Source organism: Methanosarcina soligelidi (genome assembly GCF_000744315.1).
Classification (GTDB): Archaea; Halobacteriota; Methanosarcinia; order Methanosarcinales; family Methanosarcinaceae; genus Methanosarcina; species Methanosarcina mazei.
In genome coordinates this window covers 3,549,182-3,571,907 of sequence record NZ_JQLR01000001.1, presented here as the reverse complement: position 1 = coordinate 3,571,907, position 22,726 = coordinate 3,549,182, and the positions used below count along the sequence as shown (strand labels likewise).

General features: G+C 39.2%; 10 protein-coding genes and 2 pseudogenes. 7 read left to right on the top strand and 5 right to left on the bottom strand.

Features of this window, described 5'->3' with window-relative positions; translation table 11 throughout:
- The first annotated feature begins 134 nt into the window (after positions 1-134).
- The 5 genes and pseudogenes from M886_RS15295 to M886_RS15270 all read left to right on the top strand — a co-directional run.
- Entirely contained in the window at positions 135-3,440 is a 3,306-nt protein-coding gene (locus M886_RS15295) for an ATP-dependent helicase (protein ID WP_048038523.1), read from the top strand.
- A complete protein-coding gene (locus M886_RS17555) occupies positions 3,440-5,872 on the top strand; it encodes an AAA family ATPase (protein ID WP_052718739.1) in 2,433 nt (810 codons plus the stop codon). The genes M886_RS15295 and M886_RS17555 overlap by 1 nt, the downstream gene beginning before the upstream one ends.
- A gap of 1 nt (position 5,873) precedes the next feature.
- Entirely contained in the window at positions 5,874-6,611 is a 738-nt protein-coding gene (locus M886_RS15285) for a 5-methylcytosine restriction system specificity protein McrC (protein WP_048051442.1), read from the top strand.
- Positions 6,612-6,653: 42 nt separating this feature from the next.
- Positions 6,654-7,750, top strand: a pseudogene (locus M886_RS18095) (IS630 family transposase).
- A gap of 27 nt (positions 7,751-7,777) precedes the next feature.
- Positions 7,778-8,398, top strand: a pseudogene (locus tag M886_RS15270) (5-methylcytosine restriction system specificity protein McrC); the annotation flags it as partial.
- A gap of 193 nt (positions 8,399-8,591) precedes the next feature.
- Here M886_RS15270 and brxL read toward each other — a convergent pair.
- On the bottom strand, positions 8,592-10,640 hold the full coding sequence (brxL, locus tag M886_RS15265) for a protease Lon-related BREX system protein BrxL (RefSeq protein ID WP_048051440.1): 2,049 nt from the start codon (positions 10,638-10,640) through the stop codon (positions 8,592-8,594).
- Positions 10,641-10,714: 74 nt separating this feature from the next.
- Entirely contained in the window at positions 10,715-13,417 is a 2,703-nt protein-coding gene (gene pglZ, locus M886_RS15260; RefSeq protein ID WP_048051439.1) for a BREX-1 system phosphatase PglZ type A, read from the bottom strand.
- Positions 13,418-13,771: 354 nt separating this feature from the next.
- On the opposite strand from pglZ, the gene M886_RS15255 reads away from it, so the two are divergent.
- On the top strand, positions 13,772-14,425 hold the full coding sequence (locus tag M886_RS15255; RefSeq protein ID WP_048051438.1) for a hypothetical protein: 654 nt from the start codon (positions 13,772-13,774) through the stop codon (positions 14,423-14,425).
- A 373-nt stretch (positions 14,426-14,798) separates the two neighbouring features.
- Here the strand turns inward: M886_RS15255 and M886_RS15250 are convergent, their stop codons facing one another.
- From M886_RS15250 to pglX, 3 genes are all read right to left on the bottom strand, one after another.
- A complete protein-coding gene (locus tag M886_RS15250) occupies positions 14,799-15,107 on the bottom strand; it encodes a Fic family protein (protein ID WP_327036898.1) in 309 nt (102 codons plus the stop codon).
- Between the two features lie 116 nt (positions 15,108-15,223).
- Complete coding sequence (locus M886_RS15245; protein WP_048051437.1) at positions 15,224-16,588, bottom strand: AlbA family DNA-binding domain-containing protein; 1,365 nt, start codon at positions 16,586-16,588, stop codon at positions 15,224-15,226.
- On the bottom strand, positions 16,585-20,094 hold the full coding sequence (gene pglX / locus M886_RS15240) for a BREX-1 system adenine-specific DNA-methyltransferase PglX (protein WP_048041776.1): 3,510 nt from the start codon (positions 20,092-20,094) through the stop codon (positions 16,585-16,587). Before pglX ends, M886_RS15245 begins: the two co-directional genes overlap by 4 nt.
- Before the next feature lie 237 nt (positions 20,095-20,331).
- Here pglX and M886_RS15235 point away from each other — a divergent pair, with 237 nt between their 5' ends.
- Positions 20,332-22,689, top strand: coding sequence for a tetratricopeptide repeat protein (locus tag M886_RS15235; RefSeq protein WP_048037386.1), 2,358 nt, complete (start codon positions 20,332-20,334; stop codon positions 22,687-22,689).
- The last annotated feature ends 37 nt before the right edge of the window (positions 22,690-22,726 follow it).

Genomic DNA, 22,726 nt, shown 5'->3' with positions numbered 1-22,726 from the left:
ATATTTTTTTATTGCGTGTTTTGATAAAGATGACATGTATCGCTGGTTTCCAGAAGATTAATAACTTTAATATTTTTATACATGCCTGTCTTTCTGAAATACAAAAATAAACAAAATAGTTTCGGGGCATCCGCATGTTAGAAGAACTCCTCACAAACCTCACTTCCAGGCAAAGAGATGCAGTTGAGCATGTTTCAGGTCCTTTCTTAATCCTTGCAGGGGCAGGTACAGGTAAGACTACAACAATCACTGGCAAAATTGCCTGTATGATCAAAGTACAGGGAGTTAAACCGGAAAAGATTCTCGCTCTTACTTTTTCAAGAGAAGCTGCCAGAAATATGGAAAAGAAAATCTATGGACTTTTAGGGCAAGGGACCAATGTAAAGGTAAGTACTTTTCATGCCTTCTGTGCCGAATTGATAAGAGATAATTCTGAAAAGTGTGGGATTTCGGAGCAATTTACCATTTTTGAGGAAATTGATGTAGCTATCCTGATTTATAAGGATCTGGGTACAACATCGAGAAATGCAACTTTATACTCCAGCACAATCGCAAAAGCAAAGGATTTGAACATTTCTATTAGTAAGTTCAAAGATTATCTTGAAACAAGAAAGGAATCGTTACTTAACTTTGCTGAAGAAAGCAGATTTGAGCAGTTTTATAACGAGTGCAAGGTCAACCTGAACACATTTCATTTAAAGGATAGTAGTCAGCAAAAAGCCCTGAAAGATGAAAAGAAAAAATGGCAGAAATTTATCGGACTTTATGATGAATATCGTAAATATGCTGATTTCATCAACGCCTGGGAAACGTATGAAAAGAGAAAGAAAACCCTGAATTGCCTTGATTACGGGGATCTTAATAAAATTGCCCTTGATTTCCTTAACACCTATGGCACAGCAGAGTTGAATGACACCTATACCCATATTATTGTTGACGAGTTTCAGGATACTAATTACGTGCAGTTCGAACTTATCAAACACCTGACTGCAAGGGAGAAAAATATCACAGTGGTTGCAGATGCAAACCAGAGCATCTATGCTTTCCGGGGAGCATACGCGAATAATATAGAAGAGTTTAAAGAGCAGTTCGGGATTTTAGAAAAAGATGTTGTATCCCTTGATACGAGTTTCAGGTCAACAAATAAGATCCTCAAGGTAGCCCACAGACTGATCTCACATAATTACCCAGAAGACCGAAAAGGCGAATGTCTCCTTCTCAAGAACTGTAATGATAACGAGGGCAAAAATGTAGTCGTCCAGGAAACAAAAGATGATGGCGAAGAAGCAAGAAAAATAGTAGAACAGATTGAACTCTATATTGAAAATGATGTTCCCCTTAAAGAAATTGTAGTCCTTTATCGAACCCATAACCAAGGAAGACATATCAGACAGGCGCTCCAGAGGCGCGAAATTCCTGTGATTGTGAAGGATGATGCAGACTATTTGAAACAACCCGAAATCAAGACCGTACTTTCCTATCTCTACATATTAAACAATCTCATGGATCCTACTCCAAGAGGCACAGAGGCCTGGTGGCGACTCTTTCATTACAATAACAGCCTTAAAAATAGCGATTCAGTTCGTATAGGAGAGTACACCCAGCGAAACAAAGTTCGTTTTCAGGAAGCCATTTACCACCATCTTGACGAGATAGAGTTAAGCGAAAACGGATGCAAGACTGTCGAAAAAGTAAAAGAAACAATCAGGGTTCTTAGCGAGAAAAAACTGCTGGATGTCTCCGACCTTCTTCTTGAAATTTACGATCTAAGTGGAATTGTAAGACACCTTAATAGGCTGGATACGCTGAAAACCAGGGAAGCTTTTCTTAACCTCCGAAACCTGCATGAAATGGCAAAGAAATTTGAACAATTTCATAATAGAGAGCTTTTTGGCTTCATCGATTACCTTGAGATCCTTGACGAGATGGGGGGCAACCCTGAATCTGCAAAAATCAGGGAAGACGATGCTGTAAGCCTGATGAGCATCCATGCAGCAAAAGGACTCGAATTCAGGGTTGTTTTTGTGACCAGCATGGCAAAGGATAAATTCCCTCTATTAAGGGGTGGGCAAGATTTTCTAATTCCACTGGAAATGATGGAACAGTACTGTGATCTTTTCTCAGCGAAGTTAAGTGAAGCAGAGCTCGAGAAGGCTATTAAGGAACGAAAAAAAGAAATAAGATTTGAAGACGAACGCCGACTTTGTTACGTCGCGTTTACGCGAGCAAAAGAAGACCTTATACTTACTCTTTCTCTTGAGTATGGCGGTAAGGAGCGGGAGCCATCCGAGTTTTTGATGGAAATTGGATATGATCGCTGGAGAGACCTAGAAAGTCCTCTGGACAGGGAAGCAAACGCTAACACAGAAATGGAGACTACTTTTGATGCTCTTGACCTGTCTTACCGGAGAGACTTTGAGATCAAAACTGCAGGTTTTGTGAGAGACGATGAGCTTGAAAGGGAGAAAAACAGGTGTATACAACAGCTTATTGAAGCCCTTGATAAGGACCTTGAGGAAGCTGTACACTACCTGATGGTATACAGAGCCCTCAGGGACGGCGGATGCGGGAATTACCTTGAAGAATTACAGCATAAATGGAGTACGATAGATCCTGCTATGAGAGCAGGAGAGATCCTCACAAAAATAAAGGTCAGAAATAATGGTTTAAGGTTCAGTCCGGAAGCATTCAGTTTCAGCTTTTCCGCTTTGAAGGCATATGAAAACTGTCCGAAACAGTATGAATTGCAGGAAATCCTGCGCATGCCAAGCCGGAAGAATGAAGATTCCACAGGAGCTATGACAAGGGGGAGTTTCGTACATAAGGTACTTGAAACCGCAGTTAAAGAAAAGGTTGCAGAAAAGCAGGCACTATATGAGATAGCTAAAACTCTTCATAAAAAGCCAGAATGGATATATGCAGATCTCGAATCTACCCTTCCTCTTTTTGAAGTATTCTGGCTCCGAAACAAAGACCGGATCTCAAATAACCTCATGGTAGAACAGTGGTTTTCAGTCCCTATAGACGGCTTCGTTTTCAAGGGTATTATTGATAGAATCGATTTGCTTGACCCCTCCAAAAAAGAGGTCGAGATAATTGATTACAAAACTGGGAAATATGATGTGAGTCCCGAAGACCGTTCAAGGCAGCTTCTACTCTACGCAAAAGGTTTTGAACACATGTACCCCGGATACACGGCGAAAAAGCTCACACTTGACATGCTGGCTCTAGAAAAACCCAGGAGTTTTGAGCTGCAGGAGGACGGAGAGTACAGGGGTACTGAAGGCAGAGTAAGTCCACTTGATAGAGGAACAATCGACTCTATGGTGGAGACTGCACAAAGGATTGCTCATGATTATGAGCATGGTTTTGAAGGGACAGAGGATCCGGAAATCTGCAAGGAGTGCGGGTTTAGATTGTACTGTGACGGTGTTAATTAATGAAATTGACTAAGAAAAATATATTGGAAGCTATCTCGATTGCCAGATTAATTGTTGATGAAAATTTGGTAGGGAGCCAATTATACGAAAGAGATGATGAAGAGATAAGGATAAAAAACAGATATAACTCGACTATTAAACCTAAAATTGAAGAATTTAAATCAAATAACGATGGAAATACGCCAAATAAACTTTTAAAATTGTATTTAGAAGTGTTTATAAGTAAAAAAGGATACAGCGACAAATTTGACGTAAAAGGATTTCATTATAAAGGTCAAGTTGTTAATTCATATGTTTGGGCTGCTATCACAAAAAAAGATAGCTCAATTGATGACATGAAGGCCTCTAAATGTCCTCAGCTTTATATACGGATCGCTGATTCTTACATTCTCTTTGGCTTACGCTATGGAAAACATGTCCAAAACAGTGACAAATGTGTTCAATTTGTTAAATCTGATAAAGGATTGAAGAAGCAACTTCTTGAATTAGTAAATTCCAATAAAGAGATTCATGTCTTTGATGAGAATGAAACTTATGAAGTTGAATTAAGAAAATATGAAGATATAGATAATAACTGGACAGAGAATATAAGGCTAGTTAGTGTAGTAAAAGAAAGCGAAATTCCGGACAATATTGAGAATAGGATATATAATACATTGGATAATCTTTTTGAAGTATTCTTAAAGATATCTGAAATTGAGTCTGTATATGTAAAAGGACGTGGTTCTGTTATAATTGAGGAAGATTCTGCTTCAATGAAGAATGAATGTCTTCGAATGAAAAAACTACTATCCAACAAAAAACAGGTTATTCTATATGGTCCACCTGGAACAGGTAAAACCTACGTTGCATCCAACTTCATAAAATCAAATACTTCTGACCAGATATACAACGAAAAACAGACTATTCCTTATGACTCTTCTAAAAAAGATGATACTTTTGTTACGTCTAATTTAATAAAATCAGATACATCTGACCAGACAACCAAAGAAAAAATCTCTATTGATCGAAAATTTTTCTTTTATGGGTCTAAGCTTACTTATCCGAAAATTCAAGAGCTTTGGAACAAATCAGAATCTACACTAGATATTAATAGTAACATGCATAGAAAAGAGACAATTGATATAATAAAGGCTGGAGATATGCTTTTTATTTATGCTGCCAGTCCTAGAAAGAAAGTTATTGGTATTGCTGAATTTATTCAAAAGGAACTCCAATGGGATGGTAAACTAATTTTTAGAATCAAAAATCTAAAACAAATGAGAAATGGTCCTACATTGGAGGATCTTAGAAATGACAGTATATTATCAAAATCTGAACCTATTATAAATGAATTAAAAGGCAACTTGAATCCAATTAATAAAGATGCAGCTTTAAGACTGCTGAAATTATCGAAGGTTTCACTTGATAATTCAAATGTCGAGAATATAATTGAACCAGAAGTTGTGCAAAATCATGAATTCTCAAAGGTTGAGAAAATAGCCGAACCAGAAATTTCAAAGAATCATGAATTAATCACTTATTACGAATTTATTACATTCCATCCCAGCTTTTCATATGAAGATTTCATTGAAGGGCTACGCCCTCTTAACAATGATGATGGTCAGATATCTTATAAGGTAGACGAAGGTTTGTTTAAAAGATATTCTAGATTTGCTTTCAATGCTCTCATGGCTAAAGCAGAAATCGAAAAAGAATGGGGGCAGATGGAAAATATTCCACAACTGACCGTAGAAGAAAAAGAAAAAGCCAAAAAAGCCGCTGGAGAAGTTTCATTCTACCTTGTAATTGATGAAATCAATAGAGGAGATATTTCGCGTATTTTTGGAGAATTGATTACACTTCTTGAGTCAGATAAGCGCCTTACAGCTGACAATGAACTAATTATCACTCTCCCATACTCCAAAACAAAATTTGCAGTTTCACCTAATCTCTATCTTATAGGCACCATGAATACAGCTGACAAATCAATTGCTCTAATTGACATTGCACTCAGGCGCCGTTTTGGATTTATTGAAATGATGCCTGATTATAGTGTACTCGAAGAGAAGCTAGTAAATGAGGATAAAGATATCAAGGAAGTATTCGATCTTTCAATTCAAGCGCTTAAAAAAGTCAATGAAAATATCCTCAAAACCTACGATAGGGATCATCAAATAGGACACAGTTATTTATTAAAACTCAAAGACTCTAAATCACGCAATGATGCAATTGAGGATTTCCGTTTCATCTGGTATTATGAAATCCTTCCGCTTATGCAGGAATATTTCTATGACGCACCTGCAAAACTCAAACAGGTTTTGGGGAATGAATTTATAGTAGTTGAGAATCGCTCATTTTCCTTTATTGATAACCTTGAGGGGGAAGAGTTCATAAAAACCATCCAGAGAGTGGTAAATTCAGAAAAGAGGCAGAACGAAATAGGTGACTAAGTTGACCATTTCGATTGCAACTCTTTTTGAATACGTTACTTATAATGTAGTCCTGTCAACAGAAAAAGATTATTATTCTGAAAATTCAAGGACCCTTCATTTAACTGAAGAAACTCTTAATGAACTTGAAAAGATTAACAAAACCAATAAATTTCTGGATATCGGAAGAAAAACCCTCAAACCACGGAATTGTATTGGAGTCGTAAAAGCTGGTAGTATCACAATCGAAATATTGCCTAAACTGTTTAAAGATGACAGATATGAACAGCATAGGGCCGTTATTGCAAGAAACCTGCTCAAAATGCTTTCATATTCTGAAAAATTGTCATTAAAGGAGATAGATTCGGCAGACCTTGATACAGAAGAACTTGATTTCTTTGAAATTTTTATCTACTTTTTTGCGAAGAATTTAAATGAATTAATCAAATCGACTCAGAGAAGAGAGTATATCAAAAATTCTGAAGAGCTCCGTTTTATCAGGGAAAGAATAGACACAAGACGCTATACAAATCCCGCACGCTTGCATATTATCCCATGTAATTACCATGAGTTATCTATTGATACTACCCTCAATCGTACACTAAAATACACATGTTATTTGATGTCTAGAATGGTAAAAAATTTCAATTCATTCAGGCTGCTCAGATCAATATCAGGAATTCTTGATTCAGTTACACTTTATCCTGTATCACTTGCAGAGATTGACAGGATTTCTTTTACTAGTGTCTCAACCATTTAATTATTAGTCATCATTATAAACGTTGAATACTTTTATACCTTCATGCTACAGATTCAACTTGCAGATAATGAAGTAAATTTCCTTCAGGATTTTGTGAGAAAAGGACGTAAAAGCGCAAGAGAACTAACTCGAGCCCGTATTCTCCTTCTATCAAACCAGCAAACAGAAATCACTGAAATCGTGAAAATATTAGGTATTTCCAGGAGTACCACTTTGAATATACGGAAAAGATACCTTGATGAAGGTCTCCCCAATGCTCTTTTTGACAAATCGAGATCTGGTCAACCTATAAAATACACTGAAAAACATGTTGCAGAAGTAATCGCTTTAGCCTGCAGCAGTTCCCCTGATGGAAGCAAAAGATGGTCTCTTTCCCTGCTTACTGAAGAACTTAGGAAAAAAGAAGGATTTGAAACTATAGGTAAAGAGAGTGTCAGGCTTATTTTGAAAAAAGCAAAACTAAACCTTGGTTAAGACGGATGTGGTGTATTCAGACTATCGATACTGAATATAGAGACAGGATGTATGACATTCTTAGTCTGTATGAAGAGGATTATGATCCTAAAAAACCTCTTATCTGTCTTGACGAGAAGCCTAAGCAACTGCTCAGGGATAAAAGAATGAGCATTCCTATGAAGCTTGGAAGTTCAGAAAAATATGATTATGAGTATGTCAGAAACGGAACAGCAAACATATTCATGGCGGTAGAGTTCAAAGCAGGAAAAAGGGTAACTCAGGTAACCAAAAGAAGAACAATGAAGGATTTTGCACAATTCATGAAGATTCTTGTCACAGAAGAATATTCTGAAGCAGAAGTCATCAGACTGGTTACGGATAATCTCAATATCCATAAAGAGAAGTCATTCTACGAAGCATTCTCAGAAGAGGAAGCAAAGAAGATTCTGGACAAGATAGAGTTCCATTACACGCCAAAACATGCAAGCTGGCTCAATGCTGCTGAAATCGAGATCAATGTCATGGATATCGAATGTACAGGAAGAAGGATCGGGGACATCGAGACGCTTAAAAATGAAGTGGATTCATGGACAAAGAGAAGGAATGAACACAAAAGGAAAATTGAATGGAAGTTTACAAGGAAGAATGCAGATGAGAAAATGTCAAAGTATTATGTGAAATAATTAAATGGTCATGACACTAGGTTAAACAGAAAGTTCGAGCCGTTTATCAGAATATGCCGGATATTTCTCTCCCATTCCACGCTTACTCTTCAAGCTTCAGATGTGGAGACATTTTCTCTTCTAATACCTATGGAAACTCTTTTTGAAGAATTCATAGCTAAAGTGATAAAAGAGGACCCAGATTATTTCTTTGGCCCGCAAACTTCGGTCTCAACACAGCAATATATCGGTAAATTAGCTAGCTCTGAGGATGGCTCTGGCGTGTTCAACCTACAGCCGGATATTGTTATTAAAAGAGGGCCAGATGTTGCAATCATTGATACTAAATATAAGCTTCTGGATGACGAAAAACGCAAATATGGAGTGTCACAGGCTGATATGTACCAAATGTATGCGTATGTGACAAAAAAAGATGCTATTAGTTCGATGCTCCTTTACCCAGATACTGAATTAAAAGAGCAAAGGACTTTTTATTATAACCTGGAAAATGAAGGAAAAAGAAGTGTGCCGCTCTATATTACATCGATAAAGCTATCATACGACTTGACAAATGAGAAAGAGTGGTCTGAGTTCAGAAAAGATCTAAGAAATGTTCTCACAAAATTTTTTCCTAATCTTAATCTCTTAGGATTTACAAAATTGAACTGAGAAACAATAGTTTTAAACCTTTAACTATGCAAAATAATGATTTAAACCATAAAGTCTATTGAGCTTGTTTTTTCATTTCAAGTGTGTAAGTTCAAAATCCTACTGCCATTTAGAAAAATGAGTAAGTCTCCACATTTGCAAAAAATATAGAGTTAATTTGTGCCTGCGATCTTCTGAAGTTTACTTCAATAAATTAAATCAGCGCCATCGACTTGTACACTGCATCTATAGGATCCTCATAAAACGAAATCTGGAACTTACTGAAAAGATCCGGTGGCACTGTTGCAATCTTTCCTGCAGAAGAAATTGGAATCATTACCCTCTTTGCCCCTGCATCAAGGCAGACCTGCAAAAGACCAGCAAGATTTTCAAGTATACCTACAGAGCCGCCGATTGTCATACTCCCTAGAATTGCAGTCTGTTCCTGAAGTGACCTTTCCAATGCGCCGGAGCAGAGGCTGATGAAGGCTGGAAGGGCAAGTTCTTCTGACATGCCAACTCCGTAAAGGTCCTGGACGTGCAAAAAGTAATCCTTTTCTTTTACAGATATGCTCTGACTTATGGATTTTGCATTGGCTTTGAAGTAATTGAATGCCGTTTTTATGGATTCCTTTGTCTGAGTATTTGAGCCTGTACCTGATTTTTCATATTTTCCCGAGCCTGCAACTACCTGAACTTCAAACTTGTAAATCCCAATTTTACCAGATTCGGTAGCTCCAACAGCATAGGCTTCACCAGGTTTTGTGATACCTGCAGGGATAATCTTGTTTCCACCGCTTTCTGGGACGGACACGAAGGATTCTTTCAGGTTTTCATTGTCAATATAGGAGAAATTGACATCGAAGAACTCGATCCCTCCTATTTTTTTAAGCTGCTCTTTCACGCGCCTTCTTCCAACGAGGGTATACTCAAGGATCTCCTGCGCCTGTTCCCTGGTGATATTCTCATCCGGGTAAATGAGTTTCATAAGACCTGAGAAGGTCTTTTTAACGGCGATCACATCACGCTGGTTCAGGTTGTTCCCTAGCTTAAAGAATCTGTTTATGTTGTCGGCGTAGGACCTCTTCCTCATTTCCCTGAAGAATTCTGCAATATAGTCAACTATGAATCCATACCTGTCCGTAAAGTGTTCAGGCCTGAACTTCGGGATTTCCCAGCCAGGGAGGTAATAGTGCATCCTGTCGAAAAAGGCGGTATCGCTGTTCATGGCTTCCGGGAAGGGAGAGAACAGGTGTGAAGTCTTTAATAAGGACTCAATACTCTGGTTGACATTTCCAACAAAAACAATGGAAGCGTTTGCGTTCTTTTGCTCTTTTCCCCTCGCAAAGGAGCCTGAGGCCATATAGTCTTTAAGGATCTGTATTCCGTCCTTGTCTTTGAAACGGATTCCTGCAACCTCGTCAAACGCCACAACGTCCCAGAACCCAACAAGCCCTATCTGTCGGGTGCCCATGTTGTAGAAAAGGTTTGCAACTGTGGTCTGCCCTCCGGACATCAGGATGGTGTTTGGGGATATTTCCTTGTAAACATGAGATTTTCCAGTACTTTTCGGGCCGAGTTCGCAGAGGTTATAATTATTTTCGACAAGAGGAACAAGCCTTTCGAGCATATGCCACTTTGTGGAAGTTTCAAGCTGGGTAGGCTCCATCCCAATGCTTCTCATCAGAACGTCAATCCACTCATCTTTGGTGAAGTTCTTTCTTTCAGCTAGGATCTCCTGGATATTCACGTTTGGGATCTGGATGGGTTTTAAACTAGAGATAATGAATGGCGAAGAAGCTGATTCTGTTGAGTATTCCATCTTGATCATGCACCAGATTCCACCGCCTAGAAGCTTGTCGTATTTTATGACATAATCAGAGTCAATTTCAATGTTTTTGAGCCCAAGGTTGGAGAACTCAGCTTCGTAGATATCTCTCCTTTCATTGAGCATGACCGTGATTTTGTCAATAACCGTATAGTAGCCCGTCTCACGGATCCTTGACTTGATCTTTTCGGCTTCATCTGGCCGGACATAGTTCTGGGACAGGATACTTTTTACTATCTGGATGCCTTCCTGAATCACTTCTTCATCATCGTCAGCGCAGTAAGAGCCGAGAAGATATTCCAGCACATAGACAGGGACGTTATGCCCAACTTTCAGCAATTTTGTAAGGTCTTTTCGTACAACTCTGCCAGGAAAATGCTGGATTAATTTTCTGTCGGTTTCGAGGCTTGCTGTCCCAAGAAATTCTTCGGTCATTTTTATCCTGTCCCAATTACAATATCCCTACACTCTTTTTATCCCGAATTTTTGAGCATAATTTATTTTTCAACTTAGAAGTCATCAAAGTCGCCAATCAGAAGGTCAAGTTCGAATGGAATCCGTGCAACCTCTTTGATTTCGTTTTTATCTCCGTCAATTAATTTGAGGTAGTATGTTTTATTCTCGAGATTGCTTCCAAGAGTAAGCATCACAGTGTACTGTCTTTCTTCGGGCTCGTCGGATTCGTTATTGGCAATAATAATTTTTTCATCACTGACTACTTTTTCCTGCCCACCATTAACATCCCATAGAGAAACTTTTATGGTGCGGGGTTCCATTTTATCAGTAACTTTTTCGGTTTGGAAAATCTTTACTTTAAACTTGTTACTTGTAATCTTTTTCCGGTCGTTTATTACCGAGACATTGACTTTACCGTGCTTGATACCCTTCTTATCAATAGCCTTTTCATTCCGCCTATGGTTATATGTCAGAACTGGAATAACAATTTCCTGAGGAGAAGCTCCTCCGTGCACGAAATTGAGCCCACCTCCCTGAAGCTTGAACCTGAGATCTGCTTTAGGGATATAGGCAAAAAGGGGAGTGTGGTTCTGCCCGAGAATATGGCGCATGTCAAAGCTGTGTATGTTATCCAGTGAATTATCCTGTGCAAGTTCCTGGTCACTCAGGATAAATCTCTTTGTTGTGTCAATTATGCGAGATTTGTCAAATAATGAGGTATCTACTTTATCTACACTTTCCATATTGTCTCTTCTGTAAAGAAAACCGTGATCTGCTGTGACAATGATATTTGTGGTGTTTAAAGTATCACTCAAATGCTTGACAAGTTTCTTGATCTCTTGAATTGTTTCTTCAACGGCACTGAAAACACTATTTTCCGAGGACTGTTTATCCCCAGTTGAATCTATTTTATTGTGGTATATGTAAAGGACTCTTTTTCCCTTGATGAGTTCTCTTGCCTCTTCTCGGCTGTACCTCATGAAGTCTTCATAATTAAATGCAAGTGAATCTTCATATTTACTTTGCAGGATTTTATTCCTTTTTTCAAGCCCCTCAGAACTTACACCGTCTACAAAAATTTCTCTCCCTTTATATTCCAGAGCATTATGAGGAAGCAAACTTGCCATTCCAAGCTTTGTGTATGAGGGTAAAACTCCTGCCATGTAGCTGAGTTCGGGAAGTCCCCAGGTATCTTTGTTGAGGATTTCAAAAAGCTCTGCGGCTGCTTCGTAGCGAAGTGCATCGGAGATTATGACTGCAACTTTACTCCGATCATCCTTTTGCAGGATCTTATTTGCTACATGCTGTTTGTAAAAACTCTTCTGGCTTTCTGCAAGCTCGATCTTCCACTGCCCTTTAAGATCGGATTCAATAAGACTACTCCATTTCAATAACAATTTTCCGAGCAGCTTGTTGGTGTAAAGGTCTTCAACCTGTGGCCTGAGATTCTTCTTAAGGATATCTTTTTCCTGCTCTTTGTCATAGTAATAGTAAAATTTCCTGTAGAGATAATCGATCTGGTAGTAAGTCTCAGCATACGCTTTGAATAACTCGTATAAGCTGGGAGTGTTTTCAAGTGCTTTAGATGCTCTTGGATTTTCATAATAGTTCAGAGAAAATTGGAAGAGCTTAACTGCATGTTCAAGTGCGTTATAGATATTCTCATACTCTGAAAACCAGTGCTTTGTCCGGCGGGTATCGATCCAGGAAAGGTAGTTTTTAAAATCCTCTTCTGTTGAATCTACAGGACTGTTCAGGGATTTGAGTATGTGAACAATTAGAGCTTTGTCAAATGTCTCAACAGCTTCAGCTTCAAGATATGTCTGTGCATCTCTTTTATCCAGTGCTGCCTGCAGGTTCTTTTCCAGATCCTGGCCGTTTTCTGCAAGGATATCTCTTGTGTATTTTTCAAATGTTTTGGAATCCCGTGAGCTGTCCATCCAGTGTTTGAGGAAGATCTGACACTCGTTTTCTTTTCTATTCACATACTGGTCGTAACCTGAAAGGGAAATTCCGGAATACCGCTTCATGTGTGTGATCAGGAAGCTAAGGAAAAGTTTCTTCAGTGTAGGATTCTTTACCGAAAATCCGAAGTCATTTTCAGAAAGTTCCCAGAAATTTTCCTCCAGCCCGAACTTTGATATATTCTCCCAGATAGAATTTTCAGCTTCATCCAAGGATTTAAGCATGATGTCCCTTACAATCTGCTTAAACTCAGGAGCCTGCGTTTTTGAGAAAACAGCCAGCATGCCCAGAATGAACTCTTTTTCGCGCCAGTCTTTCTGGTGGAGCTTCTTTAAAGGCTGAACTCTTTCTTTCTGGTTGCCGAAAAATTTCTCATATTCGGTGAAGAAGTCATCCAGCTCATGTCCATCAATCTCAAATTCGCTCTTGATGTCTGAAATCCGGCTATTTTCGAATCTAGAAGAATATAGCTGGATATCAAAAAGCCAGTTAGATTCGTGTGATCTTTCTTTGTCTGGACAGTAGATTAAATAATTTGATACCATATCTTCAATTTCAAGAAGTTTTTTGGTTTCAAAGTAATTATTGTCAAGGGTATGGAATTTGATGTTGTTTTCTTTCAGAATCTGTATTATTTCTTCAAGCTCTTCTCCGGGAGCATTCTTCTCCTGATCCCAGGCAGTTTTATCCCTGTCGTACCAGAAAACGATTTTTCTTTTCTCATAGTCTTTCAGTTCTGAAGGAGAAAATTTTTTGAGTATACTATTACTGGTTTTTTCTACATTGACCATGAAAATCCATATCCTGCTGTTATTCTGGAAATATTCTGGAAAGGCTTAATTGAGAACTACAGATTTAGATACTTTATTCCTGAAATACTCTTTGATTTTTAAAAGATTTTACTAACTTTGTAAGTTGGTCGGTCGCATATCGCATGCAAATAATACTAGAGTCAAAATAAATTAATTACTACATAACATCATATACTTGTGCTAAAATTGTTAAAAATTGTTGTCTTCTGGACAGGACGTGCTTTTAATGAGAGTTGTACATTTAGAAACAACCATTCTGCAACTACTCTTCAAATATTATTTGTATGATTAAAAGATATATTACAATAGTAAATATTTTAAGGAATGAAGGGTATGAAACTGTTTTTACGGACAATAAAAGATGCCTGTACTACATACTTAATGCCAGAAAGAGAAAAAATCCAGACATTTGAAACCGCAAAACAAAAAGCTGAACAAATATTAATAAATAAAAGCCTTATTTTCCCTTATATTGTCGAATTGGAATCTTTCCCTTTATTCGATCGATCTAAAAAAAGGATTTCTATTAACTATTATTTTACTTCAATAGCAACATATGATAAAGAGACATATGATAAAATATCGAGTCATTATGGAACAATTGTGATAAGAGTCAACAAGAATTGCCTAAATAAAGGGAGCGATTTAATACTATTCTGTATACTTCATGAATATGCTCACGGGATATATGAGTTATTTGAACCATATGTAGTGTTATCTGATAATTGCATGAGAACAAAAGATATAACCCTAAATATGATTGACTATATTTGTTTTAACTCTCCATATTTCGAAAAAAGAAGTGAGAACGATCTCGAAAACAAAAAGAAGACATTTTGTCACACTATAGCACATTATTTAATTGACGGTAATATTCAATTGTCCAAACAAAAAGTTTACCAAGATAAATTAAATCAAGCGTGCGAAATTGTACTACAGAGCTTCAAGGAATCTATAAAAAAGCAAGTAAGGAAAAACCCGATCTGATTGTCATTGGATTCGTTATATTCAGTGGATTCTCTATAAACAATTTACCAACTATACAGCTTTATTTCATATTTACTAATTGTGACGTCGGCATTTTTGTGGCGTATTTGTTTCTGGCGAAGTTAGATTGATTATGGTTTTTAATATCTTTAGTTTGGCATCTTTTATGCGATTATGGCGCATTTACCCTTTTTATGCCTCGTTATGTCCTCATTGTCCCTTTAGGGCTGTTTTTCTTTTACAAACTTATTGTTTTCTAGTTTTGCGGCTTATGAGGCTTTAATGAAGCTTTTGAGATATTTATGTAGTATTACTGATGCTTGAACTCAGGTTTATAATCTAACGAGTTCCCTTTCCTTTACTCCCTACCTTTTCAAAGACTCTTTTTTCCAGAGTTCTGATTTGGTTCCTCGCTTTCCGTGACCTCTTTATCTATAAGTGCCTTCCCTTTAGCCGTCAGGCGGTATTTCTGTTTGTTGTTTGTGGGTTTTTCCGGAATCGTCATTTCAATTAATCTTGCATTGAGGGCAGGGTGGAGATAATTATCTCTGAAGGTAGGTCGATGCTTAATATTCAAAGTACTGCGGAGGTCATAGGGGGATTTTTCTCCGTCTTTAAGTGCCAGTAACAATCTTTGAACCTGGTCATATGACTGGATCGGTGACTGGATCGGTTGATTCACTGGAGTTGGGAGTTTTGAAACTTCATTGAACCCAATCCCATATTTTTTTGTTATTTAGTGCGGTTTTTGCGGTATTAATGCGGTATTAATGCGGTTTTTGCGGTATTAATGCGGTATTATTGTGGCTTGAGCCCAGGATTTATAATGTAGTGGGTTCCCCTTCCCCTACTCCCTATCTTTTCAAAGATTCCTTTCTCAACGAGGTCTTTGAGTTCCATTGTCGCAAGCCGTTCTTTAACTTCACAAATTTCCTGATATTCCTTATTGGTAATCTTTCCCTTCTCCTTTACATGGAGTACAGCCTTAATTTGCCTTTCATTAAGACCAATATTTCTAAGATATTCTTCATTTAAAATCCCTTTTTTGAAAATCACACGAAAGCCCTGATACTCTTCAAAAACCGGCTCAGGAAGCCCTGCTTCTCTGCAGTAATTTTGCATCTTCTCTATTCCACTGCCCCACTGCTCGATTATTCCGGTGTCAAAGAATACTTCTGCTATTCCTTTGTTCCTCAGTTTCGAGGCATGAGGCTTGAAAAGGTCTTCCATTGTAAGACCAAGAGGCAGACCTCCGGGGCTCCATACTATCAGTTCATTTTCATAGATCCGGATCTCAATATGAGCCAGAGCTGTATAGTCCCTGTGGCAAACCGCATTTACAACAGCTTCTCTGATAGCTTCTAACGGGTAGTCCCAGACCTCTTCTCTCTCTGGCTTTCCAGTCATTACGAATTTAACGCTGGTATTCTTCCTGACAAAACCCATGGCTTCTTCTACCTGTTCAAAGAGCGTACCCTCAATCAGCCGGTCGTCAATTACGAGAGTCTGGTCCTTGAACCGTCCACAGTGGATTACAGCCTGGGAGAGAAAACGCCTTCCATCCTTGCAGAACAGGAGTCCTGCGGCCCATGTAGGCTTCCCATCTATTACAAGTTCCATTTTTTTGAGAACCTGGATAGGGTCTTCCTCTTCTCCAAATCCTTTTCTTCCAGATACTCTTGCCTTTCGGATATATCTGCTGACCTTTTCAAGGTCAAGATCTTCAAGGGACTTTCCAGCCGCTGGAAACCTATCCCAGCTCATCCCTGTAGACTGCAGGTGCATCTCTGCAATTTCCTGCGAATTCATACTCCGGTTGCTGTTATTTACCCGTTTGAAGCACCTTCCCCGGACAGATACGGGTTTTATAGGGTATTCAGGGACATTTACCACTACAACCTTCTTTCCCTCAAATTCAAGCACCTCTATTTCAGGGATAAGCTTTGGTTCGGTTTTGTCTGAGACCTGGTTTGCCCATTTAGCCAGAGTTTCTTTTCCAACATCTACTCCGGTGATGTTTCCTTTATCAGAAACCCCTATAAGGATCATTCCACCTTTTGCGTTAGCAAAAGCTACGGCTGATTCTACGGTTCTGTCATCGAATTTTTCTTTGAATTCAAGGGTTTCGGATTCGCCGGATTTGATAAGGGAATGGAAGTTCATATCTTCCCAACCAACCCCTCAAACTTCTTATAATTCTCCACAACCCCATCATCCAGATCAATCTCGATCATCTGATCTGCTTTATTTTTTAGCAGTTCATCATACTTCACGAGCTCATTAATCTTTTTATTAAGTTTAGCAAGTTCTGACTCGGCTTTTCCACTATTCTTAGAATTTTCAGTAATTTCCTTTTCCAGAAGCGATCTCTGAGCATCAAGCTTTGACTCAAAGTCCAGCAAATAATCTATCCTCATTTTCGCCAGAGTAGTTTTATCGTACCTGTGCATGTAAACGAGCGCATTGAAAGCTTTTCCTTTTTCTGAAGAAGTAAAGAGCCAGTAAATCGGCCTTTTCTTATACATTTTCACGTGATCGCTGTAGAAATCTTTCAGGAAATAATTCCGGATAACCTTTTCAGGAGCTTCATTCTTCTTCGAAAGTGCCCCTGCAATAAAGTCCAGGTTTTCAGAGAGCGTTTCCGCTCCAAAAGTAAGCTTCAAAAACTCTTTGAACCTGCCTACGATGTCGTCTGTGTAGTATTCATCGTCCAGAATAGGGATAATATTGTCTTCATCCGGCAGGAAAGTAGCTTCAGGGACTTTTTCTTTAAAATCAGTTAGCTTTTCTCCCTTATTTGCAAGGATCAGCCCTTCCTTTTCAGGTGAATATCGTCCGAACATACAGCCGACAGAATAGGAAATTAATTCTTTTATGGTATCTGTCAGGAGCAGAGCTTCCAGTTCTTCTTTGGTTTTGTTGTTAGCGTAGCGATAATGGGGATTGCATGTTAGAGTGATTTCAGAAAGCGGAACTTCTGGAGTTAGTTCGTCCTGCAAACCGTAGGCTTCTATGAAAATACGGTTGTTCTCTTCCTCCAGCCTCTGTGTTTCAAGAGTTATTTCTTTCCAATAGGCTCTGAGTTTGATGTAGGTTTCACTGAGAGTTGGCTGGTGGAATTCAGGTTGGAGAAGTGGAAGGGTGATGAAGTCCCAGGAGGTTTCGTAGGAGTTCCAGTCAGATTTATGAATTTCAATAATACTTTTAACAACATCTTCATAATCAGAGATATTGCATTTATCTATCACAGGAATTAAAGCAACGTTGCCAACCTGAAAGTTTAATGTAGGATTCATGGTTTTCATAAAAACATGAGAAATTTTGGAGCATAATAATCCGGTTAAAAAATACTTGTTCTGAGAAGATGGGAATAGGGAGGAACCACCAACATCAAATATCGCTTGTGAATCTGAATAACGAACCCCAAAATAAGATGAACTTACAAAAGACCAAGTAATTGATTCCTTGAAATAATGTTCACGATTTTGTGGTCGTGAACGCAGCTTCCCATTTTGATCCGTAAAATTTCTTATTTCATAGCCATCATTTTCCCAGTTTACGATATTTTCATTGTTTCCATACCACTTTCTATAATCTCCACCCTTGTTATAAGGAAACCACTTTCTAGATAAATCATGTTTCCTATTTATACTGAAGCTCGTTTTTTTTGCTGAAACCTCGAACCAATATCGGACAAATATATCGTTGCTACCAGTTTGCAATCCAACTTTAACTGGAGCAATACTTTCAAGTCTCTTATTGTGTTCAAATATATCTGTGATCTTCTCACTTACCCAATAAGCAATCGGGCTCCCCGGAATTTTCTTTAAGTCGGCGGCGGAGGCGCGAGCAAGTCTGTCATTCTGCATAGGAAATTGCTTTGGTTTATTTTCTTCTGTTAAATCCTCATAGTAAACATACGAAAAATGACCCCTAAAGTCAGGTTTCTTTGTTTTGTTCCAGACAGTTGCTGCCGTTCCAAAAGCAATGCCCATCACCATATTTGCCATGTGAACCATACAATCAATTGTTACCTCATCCAGTAAGCGTTCTCTCAGCTTTTCGTATGATGATAGGAACATCCAGCTTTGCATTGTAACCATTGCGTTGTATCCGTGATTAAGGGTTAAATTAAAACCACGCTCAATAAACATTGCAAAACAGTCTGATTTGCTATCTGGATAATTGTCCTGAGCAAATGTTCTCAGCCTGTTATTCATGCCTTTACCACCCATATATGGTGGATTGGCAATGACAACATGATATTTCGGACTTAGGTAATCTGCTTGCTTCAGAGCCTTCATAACGTTTTGATGATTTGCAAGAAGGGATAGGTTACCTGAAAGATTTTTCGATTCCAGCAATTGTAAAAGATCCGATACATTCTTTGCAGCCGGCCTTATAAGAGAACCGAAATTATCGGCTTCTGCAAACTGGGACAGAGTAGCTCTATGAGCATTGGTGAAAAGCTCACTTCCAACTGCATCTATGTAAGCATTAAGTTCTCCCTGCTCAAAAGCAACGTTTTCCAGCATACAGATATTGGGCTGGATCTGCTTTTTGAAAAAGTGGCGGTCTTTGCCCCTTGCCTTCATGGTCAGCGCAAAGCCTGCAAGTTCTCCTGCACGCTTATCGATCTCGATCCCGAAGAGGTTATGGGTCAAGATCAGTTCCGGAATTTCGGAGGGAGCGTAACCTTCTTCTTCGTAAATCGAATACAGCAGATCAAAAGCATAGACAAGCATGTGCCCCGAACCGCAGGCAGGGTCGCATATCCTGATCTCTTCAGGAGAATTGATTTTCAGAAAATCTGTTTCCTGCTGTTCCGGCTTTATGTAATACTCCATCCGGTCAACAAGGCTGGATTCCGGACGGTTGAGCATCCACAGGCGTCCCAGGGAGTTTTCCACAAGATAGCGGACAATCCAGTGGGGGGTGAAAAGCTGGGTAACAGCAGGGATGTTTTCCTTACTAATCTTAATATTTTTCTTCAGGTCGGCAAAGACTTTGTCTTTCTTGGGGGCAATATAGTCCTGGTAGATCCAGCCTATGATTTCAACTTCCTGCCAGTCCTCGTTCGGGATAATTGAGTTCAAGTCGTTCAGGACAGAGCCGGTATGGAGAAGCTTGTCAGGGAAAAGGAGTTCGGTATAGTCTTCGATTTTCTCGAAGAGAAAAGGCATTATTTTGTTCAGATAATTGCAGAGCTTTAGAATCAGGTATTTGTAGAGTTCTTCATCTTTGTTTTCGGCTTTGAGGTCAAGAACTAAATCTCGGTTAAGATTCAGAAAGTCAAGTTTCAGGGCGTTTGTAAGAATGTCGGGTTCGGGTTTATTCGGGTCGGTTGAGGTGAAAACTTTTATCTGGTCCGGAAGGCAGCCGTTCATCTCCATGAACTTGAGAGCTACAAGGCGGTTGAACCAGGCATAAGTTACTTCTTCCATTACCTGTTCGTAGCCTTTTTCCTTGATCTGCTTTACAAGCTGAGAGCGCTGGTTTTTGATTTTTGAATTGAAGACTTTGCCGTTAATGATAACTGAATCGGCATGTTCTTCCACGGCATGGATTTCTTCAGGTAAAATTCCGTAATAGGCTGCCTGGCTTCTTACTTCTGCGTTTAACTTGTCCCGAACCTTGTTTGAGAATTCGATTATTGCTGATTTGTCCATATTTCCAGAACCCGATCTCATTTTTCAACTGGTTGAGAAATTTATATGACTTATAATATTTGATGGGTTTATAAGTTTTTTGAGTTTTGACCTGTTCGGGATCTTTATTTTGATTGATGTGCCTGAAATTCAAATTGAAGGTACGGTTTTTTTGGCGGGGTCGGGCTTTATGCTTATTTTTTTGGAAGTCGCCGGGCTGGACGATATCTTTTATTACCTGAATTGTAATCTACGTGTATGTCCAGGCAGTTTGCGGATAAAATACAACGGATTCTTGAAACCTCTCTGGTCCAGATCAACACGGGGAAAACCAAAAAGGCATTTGAAAACCTTGCAAAAGCCGAAAAGCTTTTAGATAAGGCAAAAAGACCGGACTACCAGTGCTCTATCCTTATGTTGAAAGGGAGAGCTTTTCTTGCCGAACAAAGGAATGAAGAAGCCCTGCAGGAGTTCCAGAAGCTAATGGAATTTTCCGTGCCGCTCTTTCTGGATGCTCCGGAAAACCCTGTCCATCAGTACTATGTCTATAATTCATTTGGTTTTACCATAAAAGCTCTCTCCGAGATAGATAGTGTTTCTAAAATGGAGGAGTACTTTTACAGGGACAAAAAATATTTCGACAAAATTTTTGCCGCTTATGACGAGCTCATTGCCCGGGTCCCGGACAACTCTGAGTATATACAGAACTACCTGAAAGTCCTGGAAAATATCATGACCTATCACCTGGATGCGCAAAAGCTTGAAGAAGAGCCCGTGATTTTCGAAAGAATCGTGCAGAATTACGGGAGATTATTTGAACTGGTTCCCGGAAAACTGGAATTGTTTAAGAAACTGCAGCTGCTGACCGAACAATTTAAAAATTATTGTCTATTATCCAGGAACTTCGAAGCCGCAAACACGGTATTTGGGCAGATAGAAGAAATCTATTCCGGAATCCTCAAAAAAGAACCGGGACACATTCTCGTCTCCGCTCATCTTCTTTTCTTATACGAGACCTCTGCAGACCTGTACACAAAACTTGGGAAAATCGAAAAAGCCGAAGAAAGCTACCTCCAGGCCCTTGATTTCCTCTCCAAAAAACAGCGGGCAAGTCCGGGAAATACTACTTACGTCCGGCAGCAGGGCAAGGTTTACCGGATGCTCGGAAGGGCCTTTTATGAAGCCGGGGACTCTGGAAAAGCAGCTCAATACGCCGGAAAAGCTCTTGAAATTCTCAGAGAATTGGCCGGGAAAAATCCGGAGGACCTGCATTATCAGTATGAAATTTCCGACGACTTTACCGGGCTTGGGAAACTGTTTGAAGACATAGGGGACATAGAACGTGCAAAAGAATGCCATATGCAGGAAATCAATATCTACAGGAATATTCACGAAAGAGACCCCGAAGATGAGGTGAGCGAAGCAAATATAGCCGCAACCCTCGACCGGATCGGACACCTTTACGCAGGAAAAGGGGAAACGGAAACTGCAAAACAGTACTATGAACAGGGCCTTGAAGCCTATGAAAAACTGTCTGAATCCTATCCCGAAGATATCGACCATGAAGTAGGAATTGCAAATACCCTGGGTTACATAGGGAAACAGTATTCGGACCCTGAGCCAGAAACCGCTCTGAAATACTACAAAAAAGCTCTCGGCATCCTTGAAGATGTGGTACAAACGTTCCCGGACGTTCCAGTTTACAAAGAAGATCTCATCCAGACCCTCGGGGACCTTGAATCCCTGGCTTCAGGGCAAAAACAATATGAAAATGCAATCCTGTACCGTGAGCGCATTACAGAACTGAGCCGCCAGCTTGCCAGCGAAAACCCCGAAAACTTAGATTACAAAAAAGAACTCGCCCTTTCCTTCAAACACATGGGGCTGCTTTATGAAAAAGCAGAAAAACCGGAACCTGCAAAACAGCAGTATTCAAAATCAGCCGACGTCTTCAGGCAGGTCCTGCAGAATGAAAACGAAAAAGATCTCATGAAAGGCCTTCTTGCTCTTGACCTCCAGAAGCAAGCAACTATACTCATCCATGAAAAGAATTATGGTCTTGCAAAAGAATACCTGGTCCTTCTCCGCGATTACTATGAAGCCCTGTACGAAAAAGACCCCGAAAAACCGGAAAACTGGAAAGCCGTCTGTGAAATTAGGACCCTTTGCGGGATATTACATAAATCCATGGGAAATTACGACGCAGCTATCCAGATCTACAAATCAGTCTTCTCTGTCCTGAATAAGCATCCAGTATCTGATCCCGATAACCCTGATTACCAGTCAATTATCGGTGTATTATATACCCAGCTGGGAATTGCGTATCATCTGGCAGACGAGTATGATAAATCAAAAGAAGCCTTTGAAAAAAGTATACCCATAAACGTAAAACTGCTTGATGAAGAAACTGAAAATTTCTTACACATGGGAGATATGGCAGTAGCATTTACAGAATATTCAAAGTTACTCACAAGCATGGGCATGAAAAAAGAAGCCGAAGAATACGCTGCAAAAGCAGACGAGATAAAGGAAAAGATAATGAAAAAATTTAGGTTTGATGAATCTACAATGTTTGATGAATCTACAATAGAAGATGGAGACAAAAAAGATCTCTGAGATTCAGACGAACGCAGATTTCAATAAAAAAGGTTCA